A 22,206-nucleotide genomic window follows, 5' to 3' on the forward strand; every position below is an offset into this window, starting at 1 on the left:
GCCGGGCTCAGTCGGTCTCTTCGGCGGGCTCGCAGATCGGGCACGGGCCCAGCTCGCCGCTCGCCACCAACTTGGAGTCCACCGGAACCGCCTCCGCCTTCCCCGAGACCAGCGGGCAGTCCGCGCGGTGCCACAGCGTGCCGCCCGGCACCATCAGCAGCTCGCCGCTGACTGCGAGGGGCGCGAGCACGGCCTGTCCGGCCTCGTCCGCATCGGCCGGCTCGGCCGCCACCAGCAGGCCGTACAGCTCCTCCACGCGCGCGGCGGCGATCGAGCTCCGGCCGTGGGCCAGCAGCACCGCCCCCGAGACGATCAGGGCCGCGCCGGGGACCGTGCAGGAGGCGAGGTAGGGCAGCTGCCGTTCGGCGAAGCGCTCCCCGGAGACGCCGTACCAGCCGACGACGCAGAGCACCGCGCCGGCGGCCAGCGCCGCCCAGCCGGCCCAGAGGACGGGGTGCACGGTCCGCAGTCGGCTTGTCCGCATCGCTGGCTCCCACACGTCGGTTGTCCGGGCACGCGCCTGGCTGCCTGTTCAAGTCCGCCGATCGCTTGCACTATGCCCCTTGGAAGCTGACCCTGAAAGCACCGGGCGCACGTGGCCCGGACCGACACCCGGTGGTGAGCCAGATGGTTCTCGGCAGCGACCTCAGGCGGGGGAACGCGACACGGGGCCCACGAGCCGCGGGACGGGGTACGGCGATCACGGCCGCCCTGGTCCTGGTTCTCGCCCCGGCCCTCGCGGCATGCACCGACGACGACGGCGGCGGCACCGAGGCCACGCCGCCCCGGCCGACCGTGGACCGGACCACGAGCGCACCGGCCAGCGCGCCGGCGGACCGGGCCGCGGCCGAGGCGGAGATCAGGCAGAACTGGGAGAAGTTCTTCGACCCGAAGACCTCGACCCAGGACAAGCAGGCCGTCCTGGAGAACGGCGACCGGATGGGCCCCGTCCTCGAGGCCTTCAGCGGCGACGAGCGCGGCGGGCAGGTCCAGGCGAAGGTCACCAGGATCGAGTTCACCTCGGCCACCGAGGCCGACGTGACGTACACGCTCACCCTGAAGGGCGCCACCGCCCTGCCGGACGCCTCCGGTACGGCCGTCGAGCAGGACGGCACCTGGAAGGTGTCCGCCAAGGCGCTGTGCGCGCTGGTGCAACTGAGCGGCAATGCGTCGCCCGTCCCGGGCTGTTGAGGCCCTCGCCGCGGTGCTGCTGCTCGCCCTGAGCGCGGCCTGCGGCAGCCGGCTCCCGGAGAGCGACTTCGAGCACGCCGACCGCACCTCCGCGCCCCGCGACACCGCACCCCTGCGGGTCGGCATCATCGCCAGCGCCACCAGCCCGGTCGGCGGCACCGCCTTCACCGGCCCGCGCGACGGCGCCAAGGCGTGGTTCGACCGGCTCAACGCGCGCGGGGGCATCGACGGCCGCCGCGTGGAGGTGCGCCTGTGCGACGACGGCGGCAGCGGCGTCGGCAACAACGAGTGCGTGCACCGGCTGGTCGAGGAGGACGAGGTGGTCGCCCTGGTCGCCACCACCGCCTTCGACTACGCGGGCGCCTCCCGCGTCTCACGCGCGCGCGTGCCCGACATCGGCGGCCAGCCCATCGGCAGCGCCTACGACACCTACCCGCACCTCTACGGCATCTACGGCAGCCTCGCGCCGCGCGACGGCACCACCGGCTGGGACGGCAAGCTGTACGGCGGCACCGAGGTCTACCGCTACTTCAAGCGCGAGCACGGCGCCCGGACCGCGGCCGTCGTCTCCTACAACCAGTCCGCCTCGGCCGCCTACGCCCGGCTCGTCGAACGGGGCCTGCGCGCCGAGGGCTACAAGGTCGTCACCGAACAGGTCGACTTCGCCCTGCCCAACTTCCGCGCCGTCGCGGCCGACCTGAAGGAACAAGGAGCCGACCTCGTCTTCGACGCCATCGACAGCCACGGCAACGCCCGGTTGTGCCAGGCCATGGACGAGGCCGGCGCCGACGTCACCGCCAAGGTGACCAACGTGCAGAACTGGACGTCCACCGTCGCCGACGCCTACGAGGACGCCCCGCGCTGCCGCAACGCCCTCTGGGCGACCGGCTCCAGCCGCAACTTCGACGACACCGGCCACCCGGCCGTACGGGAGTTCCGCGAGGCGACGAAGGGACTGAAGACGCACTCGCAGTGGCAGCTGGAGGGCTGGGCGGCCGCGCGGTGGTTCACGGACGCCGCCGAGTCCTGCGCGGGGACGGGCATCACGCGCGCCTGCGTCGACGCCTACCTGAACCGCGGCGAGGGGTACACCGCGGGCGGGCTGCTCCTGCCCGTCGAGTTCGAGCGGCGCCCCGAGCCGCCGAGGACGAGCCGGACCTGCCTGTCGGTGGCCCGCTGGCAGGACGGCGAGGGCTGGGTCACCCAGGGCGACATGAACCGCACCTGCTTCGACGTCCCCCAGCTGGCCTACGAGCCTTGAGGACAGTGGTTGTCCGCAAGGGCTGGCAGACTCGCCCCCATGTTGGAGACCTCGGCCCGCCTGCTGCGCCTGCTGTCCCTGCTCCAGGCCCACCGCGAGTGGTCCGGCCCCGACCTGGCGGAGCGTCTCGGCGTCAGCGCCCGCACCCTGCGCCGGGACGTGGACCGGCTGCGCGAACTCGGCTACCCGGTCAACGCCAGCCCCGGCACGGGCGGCGGCTACCAGCTCGGGGCGGGCGCCGAACTGCCGCCGCTGCTCTTGGACGACGACGAGGCCGTCGCCGTGGCGATCGGGCTGCGCACGGCGGCCGGGCAGGGCATCGAGGGCATCGGCGAGACCTCGGTACGGGCCCTCGCCAAACTGGAACAGGTCCTGCCGAACCGGCTGCGCCGCCGCGTGGGCGCCCTCAACGCCTTCACCGTGCCGATGCTGCGCGGCCCCCTGCCCGACGCCGTCGACCCGGCCGTCCTGACCGAGCTCGCCCACCTCTGCCGGGACGCCGAGCGCCTGCGCTTCGAGTACCGCGGCCACGAGGGCACCACCAGCCGCCGCAGTGTCGAACCGCACCGCCTGGTGTGCACCGAGCGCCGCTGGTACCTGGTCGCGTGGGACCTCGACCGGGAGGACTGGCGCACGTTCCGCGTGGACCGCATCACGCCCAGGCCGCCGCACGGCCCGCGCTTCGAGCCGCGCGATGCGCCCGCCGAGGACCTCGCGGCCTACGTCTCCCAGGGCGTCTCCACCCGCGCGTACGCCACCCACGCCGTCGTGCGGCTCCTGGCCCCCCTGCAGGAGGCCGCCGCACGCATCTCGCCCAGCGCCGGGGTGCTGGAGGAGGACGGCCCGGACAGCTGCCTGCTGCGCTGCGGCGCCGGGAGCCTCGACGTGATGGTGATCCATGTGATGATGCTGGGCTTCGAGTTCGAGGTGCTCGAACCCGACGGGCTGATCGAGGCGATCAGGAGGACTCGCGACCTGCTTGATGGGGCTTTGGCTCGGGCTGGGCAGTCACCGCCGCGTACTGCGGATGGTGCAGGTCGAACGCCGGCGACTCCGACCGGATCCGGGGCAGCGTCGTGAAGTTGTGCCGGGGCGGCGGGCAGGAGGTCGCCCACTCCAGGGAACGGCCGTAGCCCCAGGGGTCGTCGACCTCGACCTTCTCGCCGTACTTGGCGGTCTTCCACACGTTGTAGAGGAACGGCAGCGTCGACATGCCGAGCAGGAACGCGCCGATCGTCGACACGGTGTTGAGCGCCGTGAAGCCGTCCGCGGCGAGGTAGTCCGCGTACCGGCGCGGCATGCCCTCGGCACCCAGCCAGTGCTGCACCAGGAACGTGGTGTGGAAGCCGGTGAAGAGCGTCCAGAACTGGATCTTGCCGAGCCGCTCGTCGAGCATCTTCCCGGTGAACTTCGGCCACCAGAAGAAGAAGCCGGCGAAGATCGCGAAGACGACGGTGCCGAAGACGACGTAGTGGAAGTGCGCCACCACGAAGTACGTGTCCGTCACATGGAAGTCCAGCGGCGGCGACGCCAGGATCACCCCGGTCAGCCCGCCGAACAGGAACGTCACCAGGAAGCCCGTCGCCCACAGCATCGGCGTCTCGAACGACAGCGAGCCCTTCAGCATGGTGCCGGCCCAGTTGAAGATCTTCACGCCCGTCGGCACCGCGATGAGGAAGCTCATGAAGGAGAAGAAGGGCAGCAGCACCGCGCCGGTGGCGAACATGTGGTGCGCCCACACGATCATCGACAGGCCGGTGATCGCCATCGTCGCCCCGACCAGCGTCAGATAGCCGAACAGCGGCTTGCGGCTGAAGACCGGGATGATCTCCGTGATGATGCCGAAGAACGGCAGCGCGATGATGTACACCTCGGGGTGGCCGAAGAACCAGAACAGGTGCTGCCACAGGATCGACCCGCCGTTGGCCGCGTCGAAGACCTGCGAGCCGAACCGCCGGTCCGCCTCCAGCACCAGCAGCGCCGCCGCCAGCACCGGGAACGCCATCAGGATCAGGATCGACGTGAACAGCGTGTTCCAGACGAAGATCGGCATCCGGAACATCGTCATGCCCGGAGCGCGCATCCCGATGATCGTGGTGATGAAGTTGACCGCGCCGAGGATCGTGCCGAAGCCCGACAGCGCCAGCCCCATGATCCACAGGTCGGCCCCGATGCCCGGCGTACGCTCCGCGCTGTTGAGCGGGGCGTAGGCGGTCCAGCCGAAGTCCGCCGGTCCGGTGGGCACCAGCAGCGAGCCCAGCACGATCAACCCGCCGAACAGGAACAGCCAGTACGAGAACATGTTCAGCCGCGGGAAGGCGACGTCGGGCGCGCCGATCTGCAACGGCATCAGCTCGTTCGCGAAGCCCGCGAAGGTCGGCGTCGCGAACAGCAGCAGCATGATCGTGCCGTGCAGCGTGAAGGCCTGGTTGAACTGCTCGTTGGTGATGACCTGGAGTCCGGGACGGGCCAGCTCGGCCCGCATCAGCAGCGCCATCACTCCCGCGATCAGGAAGAACACGAAGGACGTGATCAGGTAGAGGTGACCGATCTTCTTGTGGTCCGTCGTGGTCAGCCAGTCGACCACCACCCGCCCGTGCTTCTTCCTCGGCACGGGCGGCGCCGTCGCCGGTACGGTCTGCGTCCCCATCGCTCGCTCGCCCCTTCGCTCATCGCGTCCCGGGCCCGCCGAAGCCCGCGCCACACGTACCCGCGAGCTCACGCCATGATGCTCGCGTCACCGAGCGCACCGACAGGGGGCGTACCGGCCTCTGTGCGGCGAAGCCGTGTATTTCCTGTGCGGCGGCGGCTGAGCCGGCCCGGTGCGGCGCCGGAATGGAACGGGGCTCCGAGGTCACTTCTCCCGGAACTTTCCGCCGGGCTTTTCCATGGGCTCATGTGACACGCGGAAATTGCGATCGAATGCCTGCGGAAGGCCTACGAAACCGCTCGTCCGTGTGACGGACAGCGCCCGAAACAGCTGTCGTGATCTTGTGACAGAAGCGTGACAGGGGAGGGACGGGGACAGGGGTTACCGGCCCGGACTTCCATGGTCGCCGGGCACGGCATAGCGTGGCGGCATGGCACCGATTCCGACACCTTCCGCGGAACCCGACGACACCCCGGACGCCTATGTCGGCCTGGAGGCCGGCCCGGCCGAAGACCTCGCGCGTGAGCGCGGCTGGTCGACGGTGCGCTCGCTGTCGCCGGGGGCGATCATCACGATGGAGTACCGCGTGGGCCGGCTGAACTTCGAGGTGAAGGGCGGCCGGGTGGCGCGGGCCTGGAAGGGCTGAGACACCGCGAAGGCCCCGGTTCCGCGCTCCGGAACCGGGGCCTTCGCCGTGCCGGGACGAGGTGCGCCGGGACAGGGTGTGCCGGGACGAGGGCGTGCTGGGACGGGGTGTGCGCACCGATCCCGCCGTCCGTCCTGGTCAGCCGCCCGTCAGGGGGCGGGCCGAGGAGGCCGAGCCGCGGGGGTGCCGCTCCGCGTGCGGCGGGCGGCGGCTGCCCGTGGGGGAGATCGGCGTGCGCTCCGAGCGGGCCGTGTGCGGTCCCGGCGCCAGGTAGGCCGGGGCCCGGGGCGAGCCGGCCGCGGCGTCGTCCCGGTCGGTGGGCAGCGGCGTGACCACCACGTGCGGCGTGCCGACCGGCACGGCGGCCGACGCCGTAGGGTTCCGGCGGGCCCGCAGCCGGTCGCGCAGGTCGAAGATCCTGGCCTCGGAACGGGCGATCAGCGGCTCGAACCACGGCAGGGCGAGCAGGATCAGCAGCCCCGCTGCCCAGCCCAGCAGCACGTCGCTCAGCCAGTGCGTACCGAGGTAGACGGTGGCCATCCCGACGCCGAGCGACGTCACCGCGGACACGGCGGACAGCCAGCGGCGCGCTCTCGGGGTGGAGGCCATGTAGGCCAGGATTCCCCAGGTCACCACGGCGTTGGCGGTGTGACCGCTCGGAAATATATCGCCGCCGCGCCACATCTCGTTCGAGCCGATCACGGTCGCGTAGTGCGGTCCCAGCCGGCCCATGCCGTACTTGGCGGCGCCGACCGTGATGTTCAGCAGGAGCAGCGAGACGCCGAGGGCGAGCAGCGGACGCAGGGTGTGCTGCCGCCAGGAGCGCCAGCCCAGCCAGGCCGCGACCATCACCGCGGTCGGACCGCGCTGACCGAGCACCACGTAGTAGTCGACGAACCAGTGGATCTCCGACCACTGCTGGTACGGCCGGAAGAACATCACCTGCCAGTCGAGCCGGACGAGCCAGGACGTGATGATCACGGCCCACACGATCGCGCCGTAGAAGGCCAGGGTCGCCGCGAGGAGCACGATGCGGTGCCTGCTCATCTTCGGCACATCGAGGTGGGCCGGTCGTTCCGGCTCACGGTCCAGCCGGGCGAACACCCGGTCCAGACGGGTGAGCTTCGGTTCGGTACGCACCCAATCGACGTTACAGCGAGTGAGCTCGGATCCCCGTCGAATCAACGGCTTTGTGATGACGATGTGATGTGGGATTCCTCTCAGGAGGAGGTTTATTTCCAGCGAATCCGTAATCGCCGCGCGCTGCGGCCTTCAATTCCTTTGATCATTCCGGATGGGGGTTTTATTGCGCTTTTGAATTCGTTCACCGGAGCATCGTGCGCAATTCTCCCGGCGCTCACAGCGGGTCAGGGCGGACCCGAGCCGTTCAGCCAGAACGCCCCGTACACCGCCGAGGCGACCGCCACCAGTCCGATCACCAGCGCTGACCTGCGCAGACGCAGCCGGGCCAGGGCCAGAGCGAGGGGCAGCAGCAGCGGGAAGGCGGGCATCAGCAGGCGCGGCTTCGAGCCGAAGTAGCTCGACGCGCACAGGGCGAGCGCGGTCACCACCCCGGTGTAGACCAGCAGCGCAAGCGGCTGGCGCTGACGTACGCCGACCACATACAGCCAAACGACTGACGCGACCCCGGCGATCAGCCCGGCACCGGCCAGGGCCGAGGGAAACGACGTGAACTTTTCGGCGACGAACCGGGCGAAGGCGTACCCCCAGTCGAACCCGTTGCGCCATCCCGCCTGCACGTCGAGATAGCCGAGCGGGCCCTTGCCGGTGCGGTGGCCGACCCACAGCACGTATCCGGCGGTGCCGAGGGGGGCCAGCAGCATGCCGAGGACGCGGCGGGCGCGGGTACGGGGGCCGGGGCCGTCGGCGTCGCCCGCGCGTCGCTCCCGTGCGAAGGAGGCGATGCCCGCCACCCACACGGCGGCCACCACGGCCATCCCGACCGGGCGGGTCAGCCCCGCCAGCAGGGCCAGGGTGCCCGCGGTCACCCAGCGGCCGGTCAGGACCGCGTACAGCGACCACGCGGCGAGCGCCGTGAACAGCGACTCGCTGTACGCCATCGACTGCACGATCCCGACCGGGAGCACGGCCCACAGCAGCACCGCGCACACCCCGGCCCGGCGCCCGTACACGTGGTCCGCGACCGCGAAGATCCCCCACGCCGCGGCGACGGAGGCGACCAGGCTGACGAGGAAGCCGCCGTCCGCGTACGACAGCGGGGACACCGCCGCCACCAGCCGCTCCAGCCAGGGCAGCAGCGGGAAGAACGCGAGGTTGGAGTGCACGTCCCCGTTCGCCAGGCGCACCTCGTAGCCGTAGCCGAGTTCGGCGACCCTGGTGTACCAGAGCGCGTCCCAGCGAGCGGTCAGCAGTGTGTACGCGCTCTTGTCGCGCGCCGCGCTCCACAGGGCCAGGGCGATGAGGCCCAGGCCGCGGACGGCCGCGTACCCGAGGAGCGCCGGGGTCGCCCGGCGCAGCGCCCCGGCGCGGGACGGGGCCGCGCGCGTCTCAAGATCGGTCACGGGCCCGATTATCGACCCGGGCCGGAACCGGCCGGCCGCCCGAGGCGTGGACGAGGTGGGGGGAGTGGCGTACGCCACACCTTTCCGCCGGACGTGTGAGAGGTCCGCCACTCGGCTCCCGCGCGGACTCGCGTACTCTGACGTGTCACTCGCTGTTCGTTTGCGCGGGCCGGAGACCACCGCTCCTCTCCGGCCGAGTCGCGGGGGCGTCCCCCACCCCGTGAGCCCGCCGATCGCGAGGGAACATCTGGGAGGTACGTACATGTCCGGGACGACCACGGCCGCTGCGCTGCGCCGTCGGGCGGCCGGGGCCGGTGCCAACCGCTGGGTGGTTCTCGTCGTCCTCTGCGTCAGCCTGCTGCTGGTCGCCGTCGACGCCACCGTGCTGCACGTGGCGGTCCCCGCCGTCACCGAGGACCTGAGGCCCGGCGGGATAGAGCTGCTCTGGATCGTCGACATCTACCCGCTCGTCTGCGCCTCGCTGCTCATCCTGTTCGGCACGCTGGGCGACCGCGTCGGCCGCAGAAGGGTCCTGCTCCTCGGGTACGCGCTGTTCGGCGTCGCCTCGGGCCTCGCGGCCCTGGCGGACAACGCCCAGGTACTGATCCTGGCGCGGGCGCTGCTCGGCGTGGGCGGCGCGATGATCATGCCGGCGACCCTGTCGATCCTGCGGCAGGTCTTCCCGGACCGGCGCGAGCGGGCGCTCGCGATCGGCATCTGGAGCGCGGTGGCCGCGGTGGGCGCGGCGGTCGGGCCCCTGCTCGGCGGCTTCCTGCTGGAGCACTTCTGGTGGGGCTCGGTGTTCCTCGTCAACATTCCGCTGATGCTGGTCAGCCTCCCGGTGGGGCGACTGCTGCTGCCCGAGTCGAAAGGCGACGGCGAAGGGCCCTGGGACGTGGTCGGCGCGCTGATGGCGGCCGTCGGACTGTTCGGGGTGGTGCTGGGCGTCAAGCGGCTCGGCGGCGGGGAGTCGGTGGGGAGCCTGCTCACCGTGCTGCCGCTGGTCGTGGGCGCGGCGCTGCTGGCCGCCTTCGTACGGCGGCAGCGGCGGCGGGCGCAGCCGCTGATCGACCTCAAGATGTTCGCGCGCCCGGCGTTCAGCACGTCCGTCGGGTGCATCGTGCTGGCGATGCTGGCGCTGGTCGGTCTCGAACTGATCGCCGCGCAGTACCTCCAGCTGGTGCTCGGGCTGTCGCCGCTGGAGACGGGGCTGCGGCTGCTGCCGCTGACCTTCGCGGCGATGGCGGCCGGGCTGGCCGGGGCGCGGATGCTGCGGCGGTTCGGGCCGCGGCGGATGGTGTGCTGCGGGTTCCTGCTGACGGCGTTCGCGGTGGTGCTGCTGACGGCGCTGGGCCGGACGGACGACTGCGCGCTGATGCTGACCGGGTTCGTGCTGCTCGGCTTCGGGCTGGAGACGACGCTGTTCGGGGCGTACGAGTCGATGCTGAGCGAGGCGCCGCAGGAGCAGGCCGGTGGGGCGGCGGCGATCGGGGAGACGTCGTACCAGCTGGGGGCGGGGATCGGGATCGCCCTGCTCGGCACGGTGATGAACGCGGCGTACGCGCCCGGACTGTCGGACGTGCCGGGTGTGCGGGAGCCGGCGTCCTCTGCTGCGGGGCATTCGCTGGGGGAGGCCTACGAGGTCGCCGCGCAGCTGGGCGGGGTTGCCGGGGTCGCTCTGCGTCATGCCGCGCGGGACGCGTTCGTGCACGGGCTGCACGTGACGTTGCTGGTGAGCGCGGGGTTGCTGATGCTCGGCGCGGCGATGGCGTTGCGGTTGCCGCGGGCCATGCAGTGTGACGGCACTGGTGCGGTGGAGCTGCCCGCACCCAGGGACGCCGCGGAGTCGCGCGTCTCGGTGTGACGCCCTTTCGCGTGGGTGGGCGAACACCGTAGCGTCTTGGTTAGCGCTGCTAGTTAAAGAGTTTCGGAGGGTGTCCGCATGTCCGAGTCGTCCAAGCTTCCTCCCTTCGACCCAGCCGACCCCCTCGGCCTCGACGACCTCCTGGAACCGGAGGATCTCGGGATCAGGGACACCGTGCGGGCCTGGGCCGCGGACCGGGTGCTGCCGCATGTCGCCGAGTGGTACGAGCAGGGGGAGCTGCCGGGGATCCGGGAGCTGGCCCGGGAGCTGGGGAGCATCGGTGCCCTCGGGATGTCCCTGGAGGGGTACGGGTGCGCCGGGGCGTCCGCCGTGCAGTACGGGCTCGCCTGCCTGGAGCTGGAGGCCGCCGACTCCGGGATCCGGTCCCTCGTCTCCGTGCAGGGCTCCCTCGCCATGTACGCCATCCACCGCTTCGGCAGCGAAGCGCAGAAGCAGCGGTGGCTGCCCCGGATGGCCTCCGGCGAGGTCATCGGGTGCTTCGGACTGACCGAGCCCGACCACGGATCCGACCCGGCCGCCATGCGGACGTACGCCAAGCGCGACGGCACCGACTGGGTCCTCAACGGCCGCAAGATGTGGATCACCAACGGGTCGGTCGCCGGCGTCGCCGTCGTGTGGGCGCAGACCGAGGACGGGATCCGCGGGTTCGCCGTGCCGACGGACAGCGCCGGGTTCTCCGCCCCCGAGATCAAGCACAAGTGGTCCCTCAGGGCCTCCGTCACCAGCGAACTCGTCCTCGACGACGTACGGCTGCCCGCCGACGCCGTACTGCCGGAGGTCACCGGCCTGCGCGGGCCGCTCAGCTGTCTGTCGCACGCCCGGTACGGCATCGTCTGGGGCGCCATGGGCGCGGCCCGCAGTTGTTTCGAGGCCGCGGTCGACTACGCGAAGTCGCGGGAGCAGTTCGGGCGGCCCATCGGCGGCTTCCAGCTCACCCAGGCCAAACTCGCCGACATGGCGGTCGAACTGCACAAGGGAATTCTGCTCGCCCATCACCTGGGGCGGCGTATGGACGCCGGCCGCCTGCGTCCCGAGCAGGTCAGCTTCGGCAAGCTCAACAACGTACGAGAGGCGATCGAGATCTGCCGCACGGCCCGCACCATTCTCGGGGCCAACGGGATCTCGCTCGAATACCCCGTGATGCGGCACGCGACCAACCTCGAGTCGGTGCTCACCTACGAGGGCACCGTCGAGATGCACCAGCTCGTGCTGGGCAAGGCGCTCACCGGACTCGACGCCTTCCGGTGAACCCCGCGCGGGGGCAGGGCCGGTGAGCGGCCCTGCCTCAGCTCTGGTTGAAGAAGCCGTCCGTGCGGTGTCCGGCCGGGTCGCCGTTGACGATCTCCGTGTTGGCGGGGGTCAGCAGGAACACGCGGGTCGACACCCGCTCGATCGAACCGCGCAGGCCGAAGATCAGCCCGGCCGCGAAGTCGACCACGCGCTTGGCGTCGGCGGCGTCCATGGCCGTGAGGTTCATGATGACCGGTACGCCCTCGCGGAACAGCTCGCCGATGGCGCGGGCGTCCCGGAAGCTGTCCGGGGTCACCGTGCCGATGCGGCGGCCCTTCTCCTCGGCGACGTCCGAGGCCACCTTGACGCGCGGATCGGTGACCCAGGCCTCCCCGGGCTCGGCCCCGTCGGAGTAGTCGTCGTCGTAGTAACGCTCGTCTTCGTTGTCGTCGACGAGGCCAAGCCAGGCACTTGCCTTGCGTACCGATCCCATGGACGCCTCCTCTCACAGCGGTCTTTCTTGCTTTCCGCATCCCTATGGTCGTCCATGATGCGGATGGCGCGCCAAGTGGATAGACGCCGCACGGGGGGTTTGTGACGGTACTGGTGCACAGCGAATCCGTCGAGAGTCCGTGTTTCCCAAGGGTCTTGTCGTAAACGGCTGCTGACTGTGAGTGAAATATGATTCTTCGCGGCGTACGGGTGATGAGCGGTGCGTACGGGTGAACGCGGTGGCCGATACCATGCGGCGCCAAACATCGTACGGAGAACCGGGGGGACGTCGTGTTCGGAATGGTCAGGCCCTGTCGGCACCGGCTCGGTGAGAGCCTCACGGCCCAGTGGATGGCGCATTTGTGCGGTCTGTGTCTCGCGCTGCGCGGGGACCACGGTCAGCTCGCGCGCATCGTCACGAACTATGACGGGCTTCTCGTCTCCGTGTTGACGGAGGCTCAGGTGGCGGGGACGCCCGGCACGTCGAGTGGTGTGGGGCGGCGCACGGCGGGCCCGTGCCCGCTGCGCGGGATGCGCACCGCGTCCGTCGCGCACGGTGAGGGAGCGCGGCTCGCGGCGGCCGTGTCGCTGGTGCTCGCCTCCGCCAAGGTGCGCGACCACGTCGCCGACGGTGACGGACTGCTGGCCCACGCGCCGGTCGCACGCGCCGCACGCCGGGTCGCCGCGGGCTGGGACCGTGCGGGGGCGCGCACCGGCTCCGCCGTCGGGTTCGACACGGCCGTCCTGGTCGACGCCGTGGACCGGCAGGGCGGCGTCGAGGCGCTCGCCGGGCCCGGCACGCCGATCCTGACGGTCACCGAACCGACCGAGACCGCGACCGCCGCCGCCTTCGCGCACACGGCGGTCATCGCCGGCCGGCCGCGCAACGCCGGACCGCTCGCCGAGGCCGGACGCCTCTTCGGACGGCTGGCCCACCTGCTGGACGCCGTGGAGGATCTGAACACTGACGCCGCGTCAGGCGCCTGGAATCCGATCGCCGCGACCGGCACCTCACTCGCCGAGGCCCGGCGGCTCGCCGACGACGCGGTGCACGGGGTGCGGCTCGCGCTGCGCGAGGCCGAGTTCACCGACGCGAAGCTCGTGCATCTGCTGCTCGTGCACGAACTGCGGCGCTCGGTGGACCGGGCGTTCGGCACGGTGCCGGTGTGCGCCTCACACCAGGGCGGCCCGTACGGGCAGCAGCCGCCCCAGGGGCCGCACGGTGGTCCGCAGAACCCGTACGCCGGCGATGGCGGAAACCCGTACGCGGGTAATGGAGGAAACCCGTACGCAGGTGGGGGAGGAGGGTACGGCGGCGGCGGTTTCGGTGGCGGCGCGCCGGTGCCCCAGCCGCCCCGGGGACGACGCGGATTCTGGGCCGGCTGCGGGATGTTCTGGCTGCTGTGCTGCACATGCAAGCTGTGCTGCGCCAAGGAATACGAGGGGCCGTGGTCCCGGAAGAAGCGTGAAGGCTGCTGTCGGGATTGCGACTGCGACGGGTGCGACTGCTGCTGCCCCTGAGGCGGCTGACCCGTCCCGTATCCCTCGCGTGCTGCTGCGGAAGGGGTGCGATCGCCCGTCATCTCGCGGCTTTGTGACAGCGCTTCAAAAGGCCGCGGCCGAAAGGCCCTCTTGCGCCTACCGGCCGTTCGGCCGAATACTCCCCCCAGCGCTTGTCAGGGGCACGGCGGGTTCGGAATCCGAACAAGCCGGTCCCGGACTGCGCCTCACGGGCCCGAAACCCCACGAGGGCCCCCGACTTCCTTTGTGGAGGAACGAAAAGTGAGGATCAAGCGCACCACCCCCCGCAGCGGCATTACGAGACGGACCCGGCTGATCGCCGTTTCCACCGGCCTCGTGGCCGCCGCCGCGATCGCGATCCCCAGCGCGAACGCGTCCGACACCCCCGCCACCTTCAGCGCCACCGAGCTCAAGAGCGCCAGCAGCTCCCTCCTGAAGGCCGACATCCCGGGCACCGCCTGGGCCGTTGACAGCAAGACCAACCGCGTGCTCCTGACCGTCGACAGCACGGTCACCCAGGCCGAGATAGCGAAGATCAAGCAGCAGGCCGGCGCCAACGCCGACGCGCTCACGATCAAGCGCACCCCCGGCAAGTTCAACAAGCTGATCCAGGGCGGCGACGCCATCTATGCGAGTAGCTGGCGCTGCTCCCTCGGCTTCAACGTCCGTGCCAGCAACGGCACCGAGTACTTCCTGACCGCCGGTCACTGCACCGACGGCGCGGGCACCTGGTACTCCAACTCCGGCCGCACCACGGTCATCGGCTCGACAGCCGGCTCCAGCTTCCCGGGCAACGACTACGGCCTCGTCCGCTACAGCGGCTCCGTCAGCCGTCCCGGCACCGCGAACGGCGTGGACATCACGCGCGCGGCCACCCCGAGCGTGGGCACCACCGTCATCCGCGACGGCTCCACGACCGGTACGCGCAGCGGCCGTGTCACCGCCCTCAACGCCACCGTCAACTACGGCGGCGGGGACATCGTCTCCGGCCTGATCCAGACCACCGTCTGCGCGGAGCCCGGTGACTCCGGCGGTTCGCTCTACGGCAGCAACGGCGTCGCCTACGGTCTGACCTCCGGCGGCAGCGGTAACTGCTCCTCCGGTGGTACGACGTTCTTCCAGCCCGTCACGGAGGCCCTGAGCGCCTACGGGGTCAGCGTGTACTAGACCGGTCGGTCCCGGTCGGTAGCAGTCTGAGTCTCTGTGCCCCCGCACGCACTGCGTGCGGGGGTTTCCCCTTTTTGGGGGTTCTGGCGGGAGTTGATGGGGTGCGGGGGCTTTCGACGGAGTTGCCGCAGCTGGCCAGACAGGCGATTTCCAGCCACGGCCAGACCTCACAGAGTGGGCACACGTTACTCACGCGTAGTGTTTGCAGTGTGAACGTGCGTGAAGTGGGTGTGAGTTGGTCCGATTTGACCGTGGACGGTCAAAATGAGGGGGCGTGTGTTCCGTAATCTACGCGCGTCCTGAACTCGACCTTGTGTGCTCCCCGTTGTCCTCGGAATAGTGGGCGCTCGTCAACACAGCCTTCCGGTTCGCGAGGTCCCCACAACCTCTCGGGCCGACCCCCCACAGGAGGACGCGAGTTGAAGCACCGACGCATACCCAAGCGGCGTGCAGCCGTGGCAGGTGGCGGTATCGCCGCACTGGTCGCCGCGGGAGTCACCTTCCAGACTGCGAACGCGAGCGAGACCCCGGAGGTCTCCGCACCCCGGACCCTGTCGGTCACGGCGGCCGGAAAGCTCGCCTCGACGCTGGCCGAGGACCTCGGCGCCGACGCGGCGGGCACGTACTACGACACGAAGAACAAGAAGCTCGTGGTGAACGTGCTCGACGAGGCCGCGGCCGAAGCCGTCGAGAAGGCCGGAGCCAAGGCGAGAGTCGTGGCGAACTCTCTCGCCGAACTCAAGAGCGCCCGCGGCACGCTGAAGCAGGACGCGACGATTCCGGGCACCTCCTGGGTGACCGACCCGACGACCAACAAGGTCGTCGTCACCGCCGACCGTACGGTGTCCAAGGCCGAGTGGGCGAAGCTCACGAAGGTCGTCGACGGGCTCGGCGCGAAGGCCGAACTCAAGCGGACGAAGGGCGAGTACAAGCCCTTCATCGCCGGTGGTGACGCGATCACCGGCGGCAGTGGCCGCTGCTCGCTCGGCTTCAACGTCGTCAAGGGCGGCGAGCCGTTCTTCCTGACCGCCGGGCACTGCACCGAGGGCATCTCGACGTGGTCGGACTCCAGCGGCAAGGAGATCGGCACCAACGCGGACTCCAGCTTCCCGGGTGACGACTACGGGCTGGTCAAGTACACCGCGGAGGTGGCTCACCCGAGTGAGGTGAACCTCTACAACGGCTCGACGCAGAAGATCACGGGTGCCGCCGAGGCGACGGTCGGCATGGAGGTCACGCGGAGCGGCTCGACCACCCAGGTGCACGACGGGAAGGTCACGGGGCTGGACGCCACCGTGAACTATGGCAACGGCGACATCGTGAACGGTCTGGTCCAGACCGACGTGTGCGCGGAGCCCGGTGACAGTGGTGGCTCGCTCTTCTCGGGGAGCAACGCGATCGGGCTGACGTCCGGTGGCAGTGGTGACTGCACGTCCGGCGGGGAGACGTTCTTCCAGCCCGTGACGGAGGCGCTGTCGGCTACCGGGACCGAGATCGGCTGAGTTCTGGTTCTGGGTTTTGTGAAGTCCCGCCCCTTGTGTGAGGGGCGGGACTTTGCGTTCGCCGCCGGCCTCCGGTGGCTGGGCGGGGTGCCTGCGGCGGCCTGTGCGGCTTCGGTGGGGTGCGCGTAGCGCCTGACGCCGGGTGTGGGTCGGGGCCGCGTCGGGGGGTGTCCGTCCTCGGAACGGCGCGATGGGGTCGGATGCCGACTGGCTGTCCGTCGGCGCGCCAACCGCAGCGGGCGAACACCCCCCGACACGGCCCCTTCGCGCCGTGCGCGGGTGCGGGCGCGTCGTGTGTGGGGTACGGCGCCCTTCCGTGCGTGCGCCTCGGCTGCGGGCAATCGTGCCGCTGAGGGCGGCGCCCGTCCCGAAGAAGCGGCACCCCGCTCCGCCGGGCTGCGGACCCAATCGGCCTGAGCGCCAACGCCGGGCACCGTGCACCCCCGTGCGCGGGTTCGGCTCCCCGTGTGCGTTACGGCCGCTTGCGGCGGGTCGCGGATGCCGCCACCGTGATCGCCGCTCCCACCACTGCCCATGCCGCCAGTACCAGGAGTGGAGTGGTCATGGCGTTGTTCTCGAAGTAGGCGATCGAGCGCGTTGACCAGGTGCCGGCGCCCGGGGGCAGGGCCGGGCCGACGGCCTTCCAGAAGGGTGGGAGGAGGGGTGGGGGCAGGGCGCCGCCCGCGCTGGGGTTGCCCAGGATCACCACCAGCAGGATGACCAGGCCGATGCCGATCGTGCCGAAGATGCCCTGGAGGGCCAGGGTGGCCGCGCCCACGGCGAAGATGATCAAGGTGCCCAGGCCCCAGAGGGCTGCTGTGCTGCCGGGGAGGGCGTCGAGGACCGGGCCGGTGATGAGGGCTCCGCCGAGGCCGCCGAGGACCGCGACCAGGGCCATGACCGCCAGGCGGATCGCGGCGCGCTGGGGGTTCGACGGCTTGGCTCCCGCGCTGATGGCCAGGGCCGCGGCGCCCAGATAGCCGCCCACGCACCAGCCGACCACCAGGTAGAAGGAGGAGAGCCCGTTGGGGTCGTGGGCGGCCGACGGGATGACGTCGACCGTCCGGAACGTGCGCTTGTCCGATCTCTCCAGGGTGGTGACGAGGGTGGTCAGGGTGGTGGAGAGGACCCTGCCGCCGCCGGAGGCGACCAGGAGGGTGTCGGTGCCGGTGGGGTCGATGATCAGGGCGCCGTCGATGTCCCGGTTCGTGATCTGGCTCCGGGCCGTGGACTCGTCGGGCAGTGCGCGGGGGTCCAGGGGAGAGCCGGGCAGGCGGTCCAGTCGGGTCACCGCCTGATCGGACGCGGCTCCGGGAGCGATCACCGCGAAGGGCACGTCCTTTGGCTTCGGGTCGTGCAGCGCTCCCACGTAGGAGGCGATGAACAGGAGCTGGAGTGCGATCACGCCGACGATGAGCAGGGTGGCCCGCGGGGTGACGGCGTCTCTCACCTCGTCGCGGAACGAGCGGTGCGGCATGCCTCCACGGTCGGGGGCGGGCCGGTGTTTCCGCAGGTGGGGCGGGGCCGAACGGATGTCGCACATGCATTCGAGAATTGGTCTATGGTGGGGGTGAGGTAGCTGGGAACAGATGTTCGAGAGCCGGTGTGGTTCACGAGTGCGGGAGGTGCGTGTGCCGGGGTTCACGCATCTGCACACCGTCTCCGGGTTCTCGTTGCGGTATGGAGCCTCGCACCCGGAGCGGCTGGCCGAGCGTGCCTCCGAGCGGGGCATGGACGCCCTGGCTCTCACCGATCGAGACACACTCGCCGGTGCCGTCCGGTTCACCAAGGCCTGTGCGAAGGCGGGGGTCCGTCCGGTGTTCGGGGCGGATCTGGCGGTGGCGGGAGCGGAGCCCCCCGAGCCCGGGGCCGGGCGGGGGCGGCGCCGGACTCCTGTGCGCGGTGGCGCCTTCGTCGACGAGTCGGCTCCCCGGGTGACCTTCCTGGCTCGGGACGGTGCCCGTGGGTGGGCCGGGTTGTGCCGGCTCGTCTCCGCGGTGCACGAGGGGGAGGGGACTCCCCTGCTGCCCTGGGAGCGCAATCACGCCGAGGGCGTGACCGTGCTGCTCGGGCCTGACTCGGATGTGGGGCGTGCCCTGGCCGCCGGGCGTCCCGACCGTGCGGCGCGGCTGCTCGTGCCCTGGCGGGAGGTCTACGGCGACGCCCTGCGGCTGGAGGCCGTCTGGCATGGCCGGAAAGGCACGGGTCCCGGCTCCCTGCGGCTGGCCGCCCGGACCGTCGGGTTCGCCGCCCAGCAGCGGATCCGTCCCGTGCTCAGCAACGCCGTACGGTACGCCGACCCGGGGCTGGGGCCGGTCGCCGACGTACTGGACGCCGCGCGGCGGCTGGTGCCCGTCGACCCGACCAAGGAGCTGGACTCCGGCGAGGCCTGGCTCAAGGACGCGGGGGCCATGGTGCATGCCGCCGAGCGGATCGTGGAGGCCGCGGGGTTCCGGCGTGACACCGCTCATCGGCTGGTGGAGCAGACCGAGGCCACGGCCGCCGAGTGCCTGGTCGATCCCGAGGACGACCTCGGGATCGGTACCGTCCACTTCCCCGAGCCGCACCTGGTCGGCGCCGACCGCCGTACCGCCCAGCGGACGCTGGCCTCGCGGGCGGCGGCGGGGATGGTGCTGCGCGGGTACGACCGGCGGCGGGAGTACTGGGAGCGGATGCACCACGAGCTGGACATCATCGCCCACCACGGCTTCGCTTCTTATTTCTTGACCGTTGCCCAAGTGGTCGACGACGTACGGGACATGGGCATCCGGGTCGCCGCCCGGGGGTCCGGTGCGGGGTCGCTCGTCAACCATCTGCTCGGGATCGCGCACGCCGATCCGATCGAGCACCGGCTGCTGATGGAGCGGTTCCTGTCGAAGGAGCGGGTCGTGCTGCCCGACATCGACATCGACGTGGAGTCCGCGCGCCGACTGGAGGTCTACCGCGCGATCATCGACCGGTTCGGCACCGAGCGGGTCGCGACGGTCGCGATGCCGGAGACGTATCGCGTGCGGCACGCGATCCGTGATGTGGGGGCCGCCCTGTCGATGGATCCGGCCGAGATCGACCGTGTGGCCAAGTCCTTTCCCCATATCCGGGCGCGGGACGCCCGCGCCGCGCTGGAGGAGCTGCCCGAGCTGCGGGAGCTGGCGGCGGAGAAGGAGAGGTACGGGAGGCTGTGGGAGCTGGTCGAGGCGCTGGACGCGCTGCCGCGCGGGGTGGCCATGCACCCGTGCGGGGTGCTGCTGTCCGACGCCTCCCTGCTGGCGCGTACGCCCGTCATGCCGACCAGCGGCGAGGGCTTTCCGATGTCGCAGTTCGACAAGGACGACGTGGAGGACCTCGGGCTGCTGAAGCTGGACGTGCTGGGGGTGCGGATGCAGTCCGCGATGGCGCACGCGGTGGCGGAAGTGGAGCGGGTTTCGGGGGTGAGGGTCGATCTGGACGCTCTGCCGCCGGGGGATCCGGAGACGTACCGGCTGGTCCGGTCCACCGAGACGCTCGGCTGCTTCCAGATCGAGTCGCCGGGGCAGCGGGACCTGGTCGGGCGGCTCCAGCCGGCCGGCTTCCACGATCTCGTCGTCGACATCTCGCTGTTCCGGCCCGGGCCGGTCGCCGCCGACATGGTGCGGCCGTTCATCGAGGCGCGGCACGGGCGGGCGCCGATCCGCTACCCGCACCCGGATCTTGAGGAGCCGCTGAAGGAGACGTACGGGGTCGTCGTCTTCCACGAGCAGATCATCGACATCGTCGACATCATGACCGGCTGCGGGCGCGGTGAGGCGGACCGGGTGCGGCGCGGGCTGTCGGATCCGGAGTCGCAGGGGCGGATCAAGGTGTGGTTCGCGCAGCACGCGGCGGCGAACGGGTATGACGCAGAAACGATTCAGCGGACCTGGGAGATCATCGAGGCCTTCGGGTCGTACGGCTTCTGCAAGGCCCACGCGGTCGCCTTCGCCGTACCGACCTACCAGTCGGCGTGGCTGAAAGCGCATCATCCCGCTGCCTTTTACGCCGGGCTGCTCACCCATGACCCCGGGATGTATCCGAAGCGGCTGCTGCTGGCGGACGCGCGGCGGCGCGGGGTGCCCGTGCTGCCGTTGGATGTGAACGCGTCGGGCGTCGCACACCGTATCGAACTGGTGTCCGGTAAATGGGGTCTGCGGCTGGCGCTCTCCGATGTGCACGGCATCAGTGAGGCCGAGGCGGCGCGGATCGCCGAGGGTCAGCCGTACGCCTCGCTGGTCGACTTCTGGGAGCGGGGCCGACCCAGCCGTCCGCTGGCCCAGCGGCTCGCGCAGGTGGGAGCGCTGGACGCGTTCGGCGCCAACCGCCGTGATCTGCAACTGCACCTGACCGAGCTGCACCGGGGCGCGCGGGGCGCGGGCGGTGGCCAGCTCCCGCTGGCCGGGGGCCGGAAGACCGCCCCGGCCGGGCTGCCCGACCTCACCTCCTCGGAGCGGCTCAGTGCCGAGCTGGGCGTGCTGTCCATGGACGCCTCGCGCAATCTGATGGACGATCACCGGGCGTTCCTCGACGAGCTGGGCGTGGTGTCGGCGCGGCGGCTGCGCGAGGCCCGGCACGGGGAGACGGTGCTGGTCGCGGGTGCCAAGGCGGCCACCCAGACGCCGCCGATCCGGTCCGGCAAGCGGGTCATCTTCAGCACTCTGGACGACGGCACGGGCCTGGTCGACCTCGCCTTCTTCGACGACTCCCACGACGCCTGCGCCCACACCGTCTTCCACTCCTGGCTGCTGCTGGTGCGCGGGGTGGTGCAGCGGCGCGGCCCGCGCAGCCTCAGCGTGGTGGGCGCCGCCGCCTGGAATCTCGCGGAGCTGCTGGAGGTGCGCCGGGAGGAGGGGCTGGAGGGAGTCGCGGCCCGGCTGGCCGGCGCCGGGGATTCCGGCGGTCCCGGCGATGACGGTGAGGGGGCCGCGCGCCGGCGGCTCGCCGGTTCGGAGGGGGCGCCCGCGCCCACTGGTTCGGCGGCCCAGGATCCGATGGAGCAGCGGAAGATCCGCATGTCCACGGGGTACGAGATGCACCCCTGGGCCGATCTGCGTCCCGCGGGCGAAGGGCCCGCGGTGGGAAGAAAGTTGTGGCACCAGAGTCCGGGGAGTGCGGGATGACCATCCTCTGCGTACGTTTCCAGCTGCCTCCGACGCGCGAGGCCGACCTGCCCCGACTGCTCGGGATGCTCGAGGAGTTCACCCCCGTCGTCCAGGCCCTGCCACCGGACGGGGCGCTGGCCGATCTGCGGGGCGCCGAGCGGTACTTCGGGCGGGACGCCCTCGAACTGGCCTCGGTGATCCGGGTGCGGTCGCTCGCGCTGTACGGGGTCGACTGCGTGATCGGTGCCGGGCCCGGGCCGATGCTGGCCCGCGTGGCGCTGCGCGACGCCGTGCCCGGGGTGACGTGTGCGGTGCCCGAGGAGCAGGACGCCATCGCGGAGTTCCTCGCGGACAAGCCCGTCGCCGCCCTGCCCGGCGTGGGCGCCGCGACCGCCCGAACGCTGGGCGACTACGGCCTCGACACCCTCGGCGGGGTCGCCGCCGCGCCGCTGTCCACGCTCCAGCGGCTGGTGGGCGCGAAGGCGGGCCGCGAGTTGCACGAGAAGGCGAACGGCGTCGACCGCGGCCGGGTCGTCCCGAACGCCGTCTCCCGCTCCCTCGCCACGGAACGCCCCTTCGTCCGCGACGAACTGGACCCGGACCGCCACCGCCGTGCCCTGCTGTCGGCCGCCGAGGAGATCGGCGCCCGGCTGCGCGCCCTGGAGAAGGTCTGCCGCACGCTCACCCTCACTGTGCGCTACGCCGACCGCTCGGCAACCATCCGCAGCCGCAAGCTGGACGAACCGACCGCGCACTCCCCGGACCTGACCAGGGCCGCGTACGGCATGTACGAGGCGCTCGGCCTGCAACGGGCCCGGGTCCGCGCGATCGCCCTGCGCGCCGAGGGGCTCGACCCCGCCGACCAGGCCTCCCACCAGCTGACCTTCGACCCCGTGGATGAGAAGGTCCGCCGCATCGAGGAGGTCGCGGATCGCGCGCGAGCGAAGTTCGGGCCGCGGGCGGTGATGCCCGGGGGACTAGGGGGACTGGCGGCGTAGATCCCCCTG

At 71.3% G+C, this 22,206-nt stretch carries 16 protein-coding genes and 1 pseudogene; 11 read left to right on the forward strand and 6 right to left on the reverse strand.

Annotation, left to right across the window (positions count from 1 at the left end):
* Positions 1-7: 7 nt before the first annotated feature.
* Positions 8-484 carry a hypothetical protein gene (locus ABFX81_RS28755; protein ID WP_346138869.1) on the reverse strand — a complete coding sequence of 159 codons (477 nt, stop codon included), beginning with the start codon at positions 482-484 and terminating at the stop codon, positions 8-10.
* A 143-nt stretch (positions 485-627) separates the two neighbouring features.
* On the opposite strand from ABFX81_RS28755, the gene ABFX81_RS28760 reads away from it, so the two are divergent.
* Genes ABFX81_RS28760 through ABFX81_RS28770 form a run of 3 tightly spaced genes read left to right on the forward strand, consistent with a single transcriptional unit; the run spans position 628 to position 3,532 of the window.
* On the forward strand, positions 628-1,191 hold the full coding sequence (locus ABFX81_RS28760) for an MTB12 C-terminal domain-containing protein (protein WP_086853961.1): 564 nt from the start codon (positions 628-630) through the stop codon (positions 1,189-1,191).
* Entirely contained in the window at positions 1,166-2,452 is a 1,287-nt protein-coding gene (locus ABFX81_RS28765; protein WP_086853963.1) for an ABC transporter substrate-binding protein, read from the forward strand. The genes ABFX81_RS28760 and ABFX81_RS28765 overlap by 26 nt, the downstream gene beginning before the upstream one ends.
* Positions 2,453-2,491: 39 nt before the next feature.
* Complete coding sequence (locus ABFX81_RS28770; protein WP_086853965.1) at positions 2,492-3,532, forward strand: WYL domain-containing protein; 1,041 nt, start codon at positions 2,492-2,494, stop codon at positions 3,530-3,532.
* Here the strand turns inward: ABFX81_RS28770 and ctaD are convergent.
* Positions 3,531-5,102 (reverse strand): annotated as a pseudogene (gene ctaD, locus ABFX81_RS28775) (aa3-type cytochrome oxidase subunit I); the annotation flags it as partial. The gene ABFX81_RS28770 and the pseudogene ctaD sit on opposite strands and share 2 nt — an antisense overlap.
* 430 nt (positions 5,103-5,532) lie before the next feature.
* Between ctaD and ABFX81_RS28780 the strand changes: the two are divergent.
* Positions 5,533-5,748: an I78 family peptidase inhibitor gene (locus ABFX81_RS28780; protein ID WP_086853967.1), complete on the forward strand. Its 216-nt coding sequence runs from the start codon at positions 5,533-5,535 to the stop codon at positions 5,746-5,748.
* A gap of 138 nt (positions 5,749-5,886) precedes the next feature.
* Here the strand turns inward: ABFX81_RS28780 and ABFX81_RS28785 are convergent, their stop codons facing one another.
* Positions 5,887-6,888, reverse strand: coding sequence for a phosphatase PAP2 family protein (locus ABFX81_RS28785; RefSeq protein WP_086853969.1), 1,002 nt, complete (start codon positions 6,886-6,888; stop codon positions 5,887-5,889).
* Positions 6,889-7,115: 227 nt separating this feature from the next.
* The gene (locus ABFX81_RS28790; RefSeq protein ID WP_086853971.1) at positions 7,116-8,291 is read right to left on the reverse strand and encodes a glycosyltransferase family 39 protein; all 1,176 of its coding nucleotides are present in this window, start codon (positions 8,289-8,291) and stop codon (positions 7,116-7,118) included.
* Positions 8,292-8,553: 262 nt separating this feature from the next.
* Here ABFX81_RS28790 and ABFX81_RS28795 point away from each other — a divergent pair, with 262 nt between their 5' ends.
* Both ABFX81_RS28795 and ABFX81_RS28800 read left to right on the forward strand, forming a co-directional pair.
* Positions 8,554-10,155: an MFS transporter gene (locus ABFX81_RS28795; RefSeq protein WP_346138870.1), complete on the forward strand. Its 1,602-nt coding sequence runs from the start codon at positions 8,554-8,556 to the stop codon at positions 10,153-10,155.
* A 78-nt stretch (positions 10,156-10,233) separates the two neighbouring features.
* Positions 10,234-11,424, forward strand: a complete 1,191-nt coding sequence (locus ABFX81_RS28800; protein ID WP_346138871.1) for an acyl-CoA dehydrogenase family protein — start codon at positions 10,234-10,236, stop codon at positions 11,422-11,424.
* A 37-nt stretch (positions 11,425-11,461) separates the two neighbouring features.
* On the opposite strand, the gene ABFX81_RS28805 is transcribed toward ABFX81_RS28800, so the two are convergent.
* On the reverse strand, positions 11,462-11,899 hold the full coding sequence (locus ABFX81_RS28805; RefSeq protein ID WP_346138872.1) for a cell division protein SepF: 438 nt from the start codon (positions 11,897-11,899) through the stop codon (positions 11,462-11,464).
* Positions 11,900-12,189: 290 nt separating this feature from the next.
* Here ABFX81_RS28805 and ABFX81_RS28810 point away from each other — a divergent pair, with 290 nt between their 5' ends.
* The 3 genes from ABFX81_RS28810 to ABFX81_RS28820 all read left to right on the forward strand — a co-directional run bounded on the left by ABFX81_RS28810 (position 12,190) and on the right by ABFX81_RS28820 (position 16,088).
* Entirely contained in the window at positions 12,190-13,419 is a 1,230-nt protein-coding gene (locus tag ABFX81_RS28810) for a DUF5685 family protein (protein WP_346138873.1), read from the forward strand.
* 261 nt (positions 13,420-13,680) lie between these two features.
* Complete coding sequence (locus tag ABFX81_RS28815) at positions 13,681-14,586, forward strand: S1 family peptidase (protein ID WP_150479998.1); 906 nt, start codon at positions 13,681-13,683, stop codon at positions 14,584-14,586.
* 419 nt (positions 14,587-15,005) lie between these two features.
* Positions 15,006-16,088, forward strand: a complete 1,083-nt coding sequence (locus tag ABFX81_RS28820; RefSeq protein ID WP_346138874.1) for a S1 family peptidase — start codon at positions 15,006-15,008, stop codon at positions 16,086-16,088.
* Between the two features lie 472 nt (positions 16,089-16,560).
* Here the strand turns inward: ABFX81_RS28820 and ABFX81_RS28825 are convergent, their stop codons facing one another.
* Positions 16,561-17,565, reverse strand: a complete 1,005-nt coding sequence (locus tag ABFX81_RS28825; RefSeq protein ID WP_346138875.1) for a DUF3533 domain-containing protein — start codon at positions 17,563-17,565, stop codon at positions 16,561-16,563.
* A gap of 154 nt (positions 17,566-17,719) precedes the next feature.
* Here ABFX81_RS28825 and ABFX81_RS28830 point away from each other — a divergent pair, with 154 nt between their 5' ends.
* Together ABFX81_RS28830 and ABFX81_RS28835 are read left to right on the forward strand one after the other, a co-directional pair.
* Entirely contained in the window at positions 17,720-21,217 is a 3,498-nt protein-coding gene (locus ABFX81_RS28830) for a DNA polymerase III subunit alpha (protein ID WP_086854970.1), read from the forward strand.
* Positions 21,214-22,197, forward strand: a complete 984-nt coding sequence (locus ABFX81_RS28835; protein ID WP_086854968.1) for a DinB/UmuC family translesion DNA polymerase — start codon at positions 21,214-21,216, stop codon at positions 22,195-22,197. Before ABFX81_RS28830 ends, ABFX81_RS28835 begins: the two co-directional genes overlap by 4 nt.
* Positions 22,198-22,206: the final 9 nt, after the last annotated feature.

Origin of the sequence: Streptomyces coeruleofuscus (genome assembly GCF_039532725.1) — a bacterium.
Lineage (GTDB): Bacteria > Actinomycetota > Actinomycetes > Streptomycetales > Streptomycetaceae > Streptomyces > Streptomyces coeruleofuscus.

Coding starts and splice junctions, on each gene's coding strand:
- ABFX81_RS28755 (WP_346138869.1), bottom strand. CDS start 484: ATGCGGACAAGCCGACTGCGGACCGTGCACCCCGTCCTCTGGGCCGGC.
- ABFX81_RS28760 (WP_086853961.1), top strand. CDS start 628: ATGGTTCTCGGCAGCGACCTCAGGCGGGGGAACGCGACACGGGGCCCA.
- ABFX81_RS28765 (WP_086853963.1), top strand. CDS start 1,166: ATGCGTCGCCCGTCCCGGGCTGTTGAGGCCCTCGCCGCGGTGCTGCTG.
- ABFX81_RS28770 (WP_086853965.1), top strand. CDS start 2,492: ATGTTGGAGACCTCGGCCCGCCTGCTGCGCCTGCTGTCCCTGCTCCAG.
- ABFX81_RS28780 (WP_086853967.1), top strand. CDS start 5,533: ATGGCACCGATTCCGACACCTTCCGCGGAACCCGACGACACCCCGGAC.
- ABFX81_RS28795 (WP_346138870.1), top strand. CDS start 8,554: ATGTCCGGGACGACCACGGCCGCTGCGCTGCGCCGTCGGGCGGCCGGG.
- ABFX81_RS28800 (WP_346138871.1), top strand. CDS start 10,234: ATGTCCGAGTCGTCCAAGCTTCCTCCCTTCGACCCAGCCGACCCCCTC.
- ABFX81_RS28805 (WP_346138872.1), bottom strand. CDS start 11,899: ATGGGATCGGTACGCAAGGCAAGTGCCTGGCTTGGCCTCGTCGACGAC.
- ABFX81_RS28825 (WP_346138875.1), bottom strand. CDS start 17,565: ATGCCGCACCGCTCGTTCCGCGACGAGGTGAGAGACGCCGTCACCCCG.
- ABFX81_RS28835 (WP_086854968.1), top strand. CDS start 21,214: ATGACCATCCTCTGCGTACGTTTCCAGCTGCCTCCGACGCGCGAGGCC.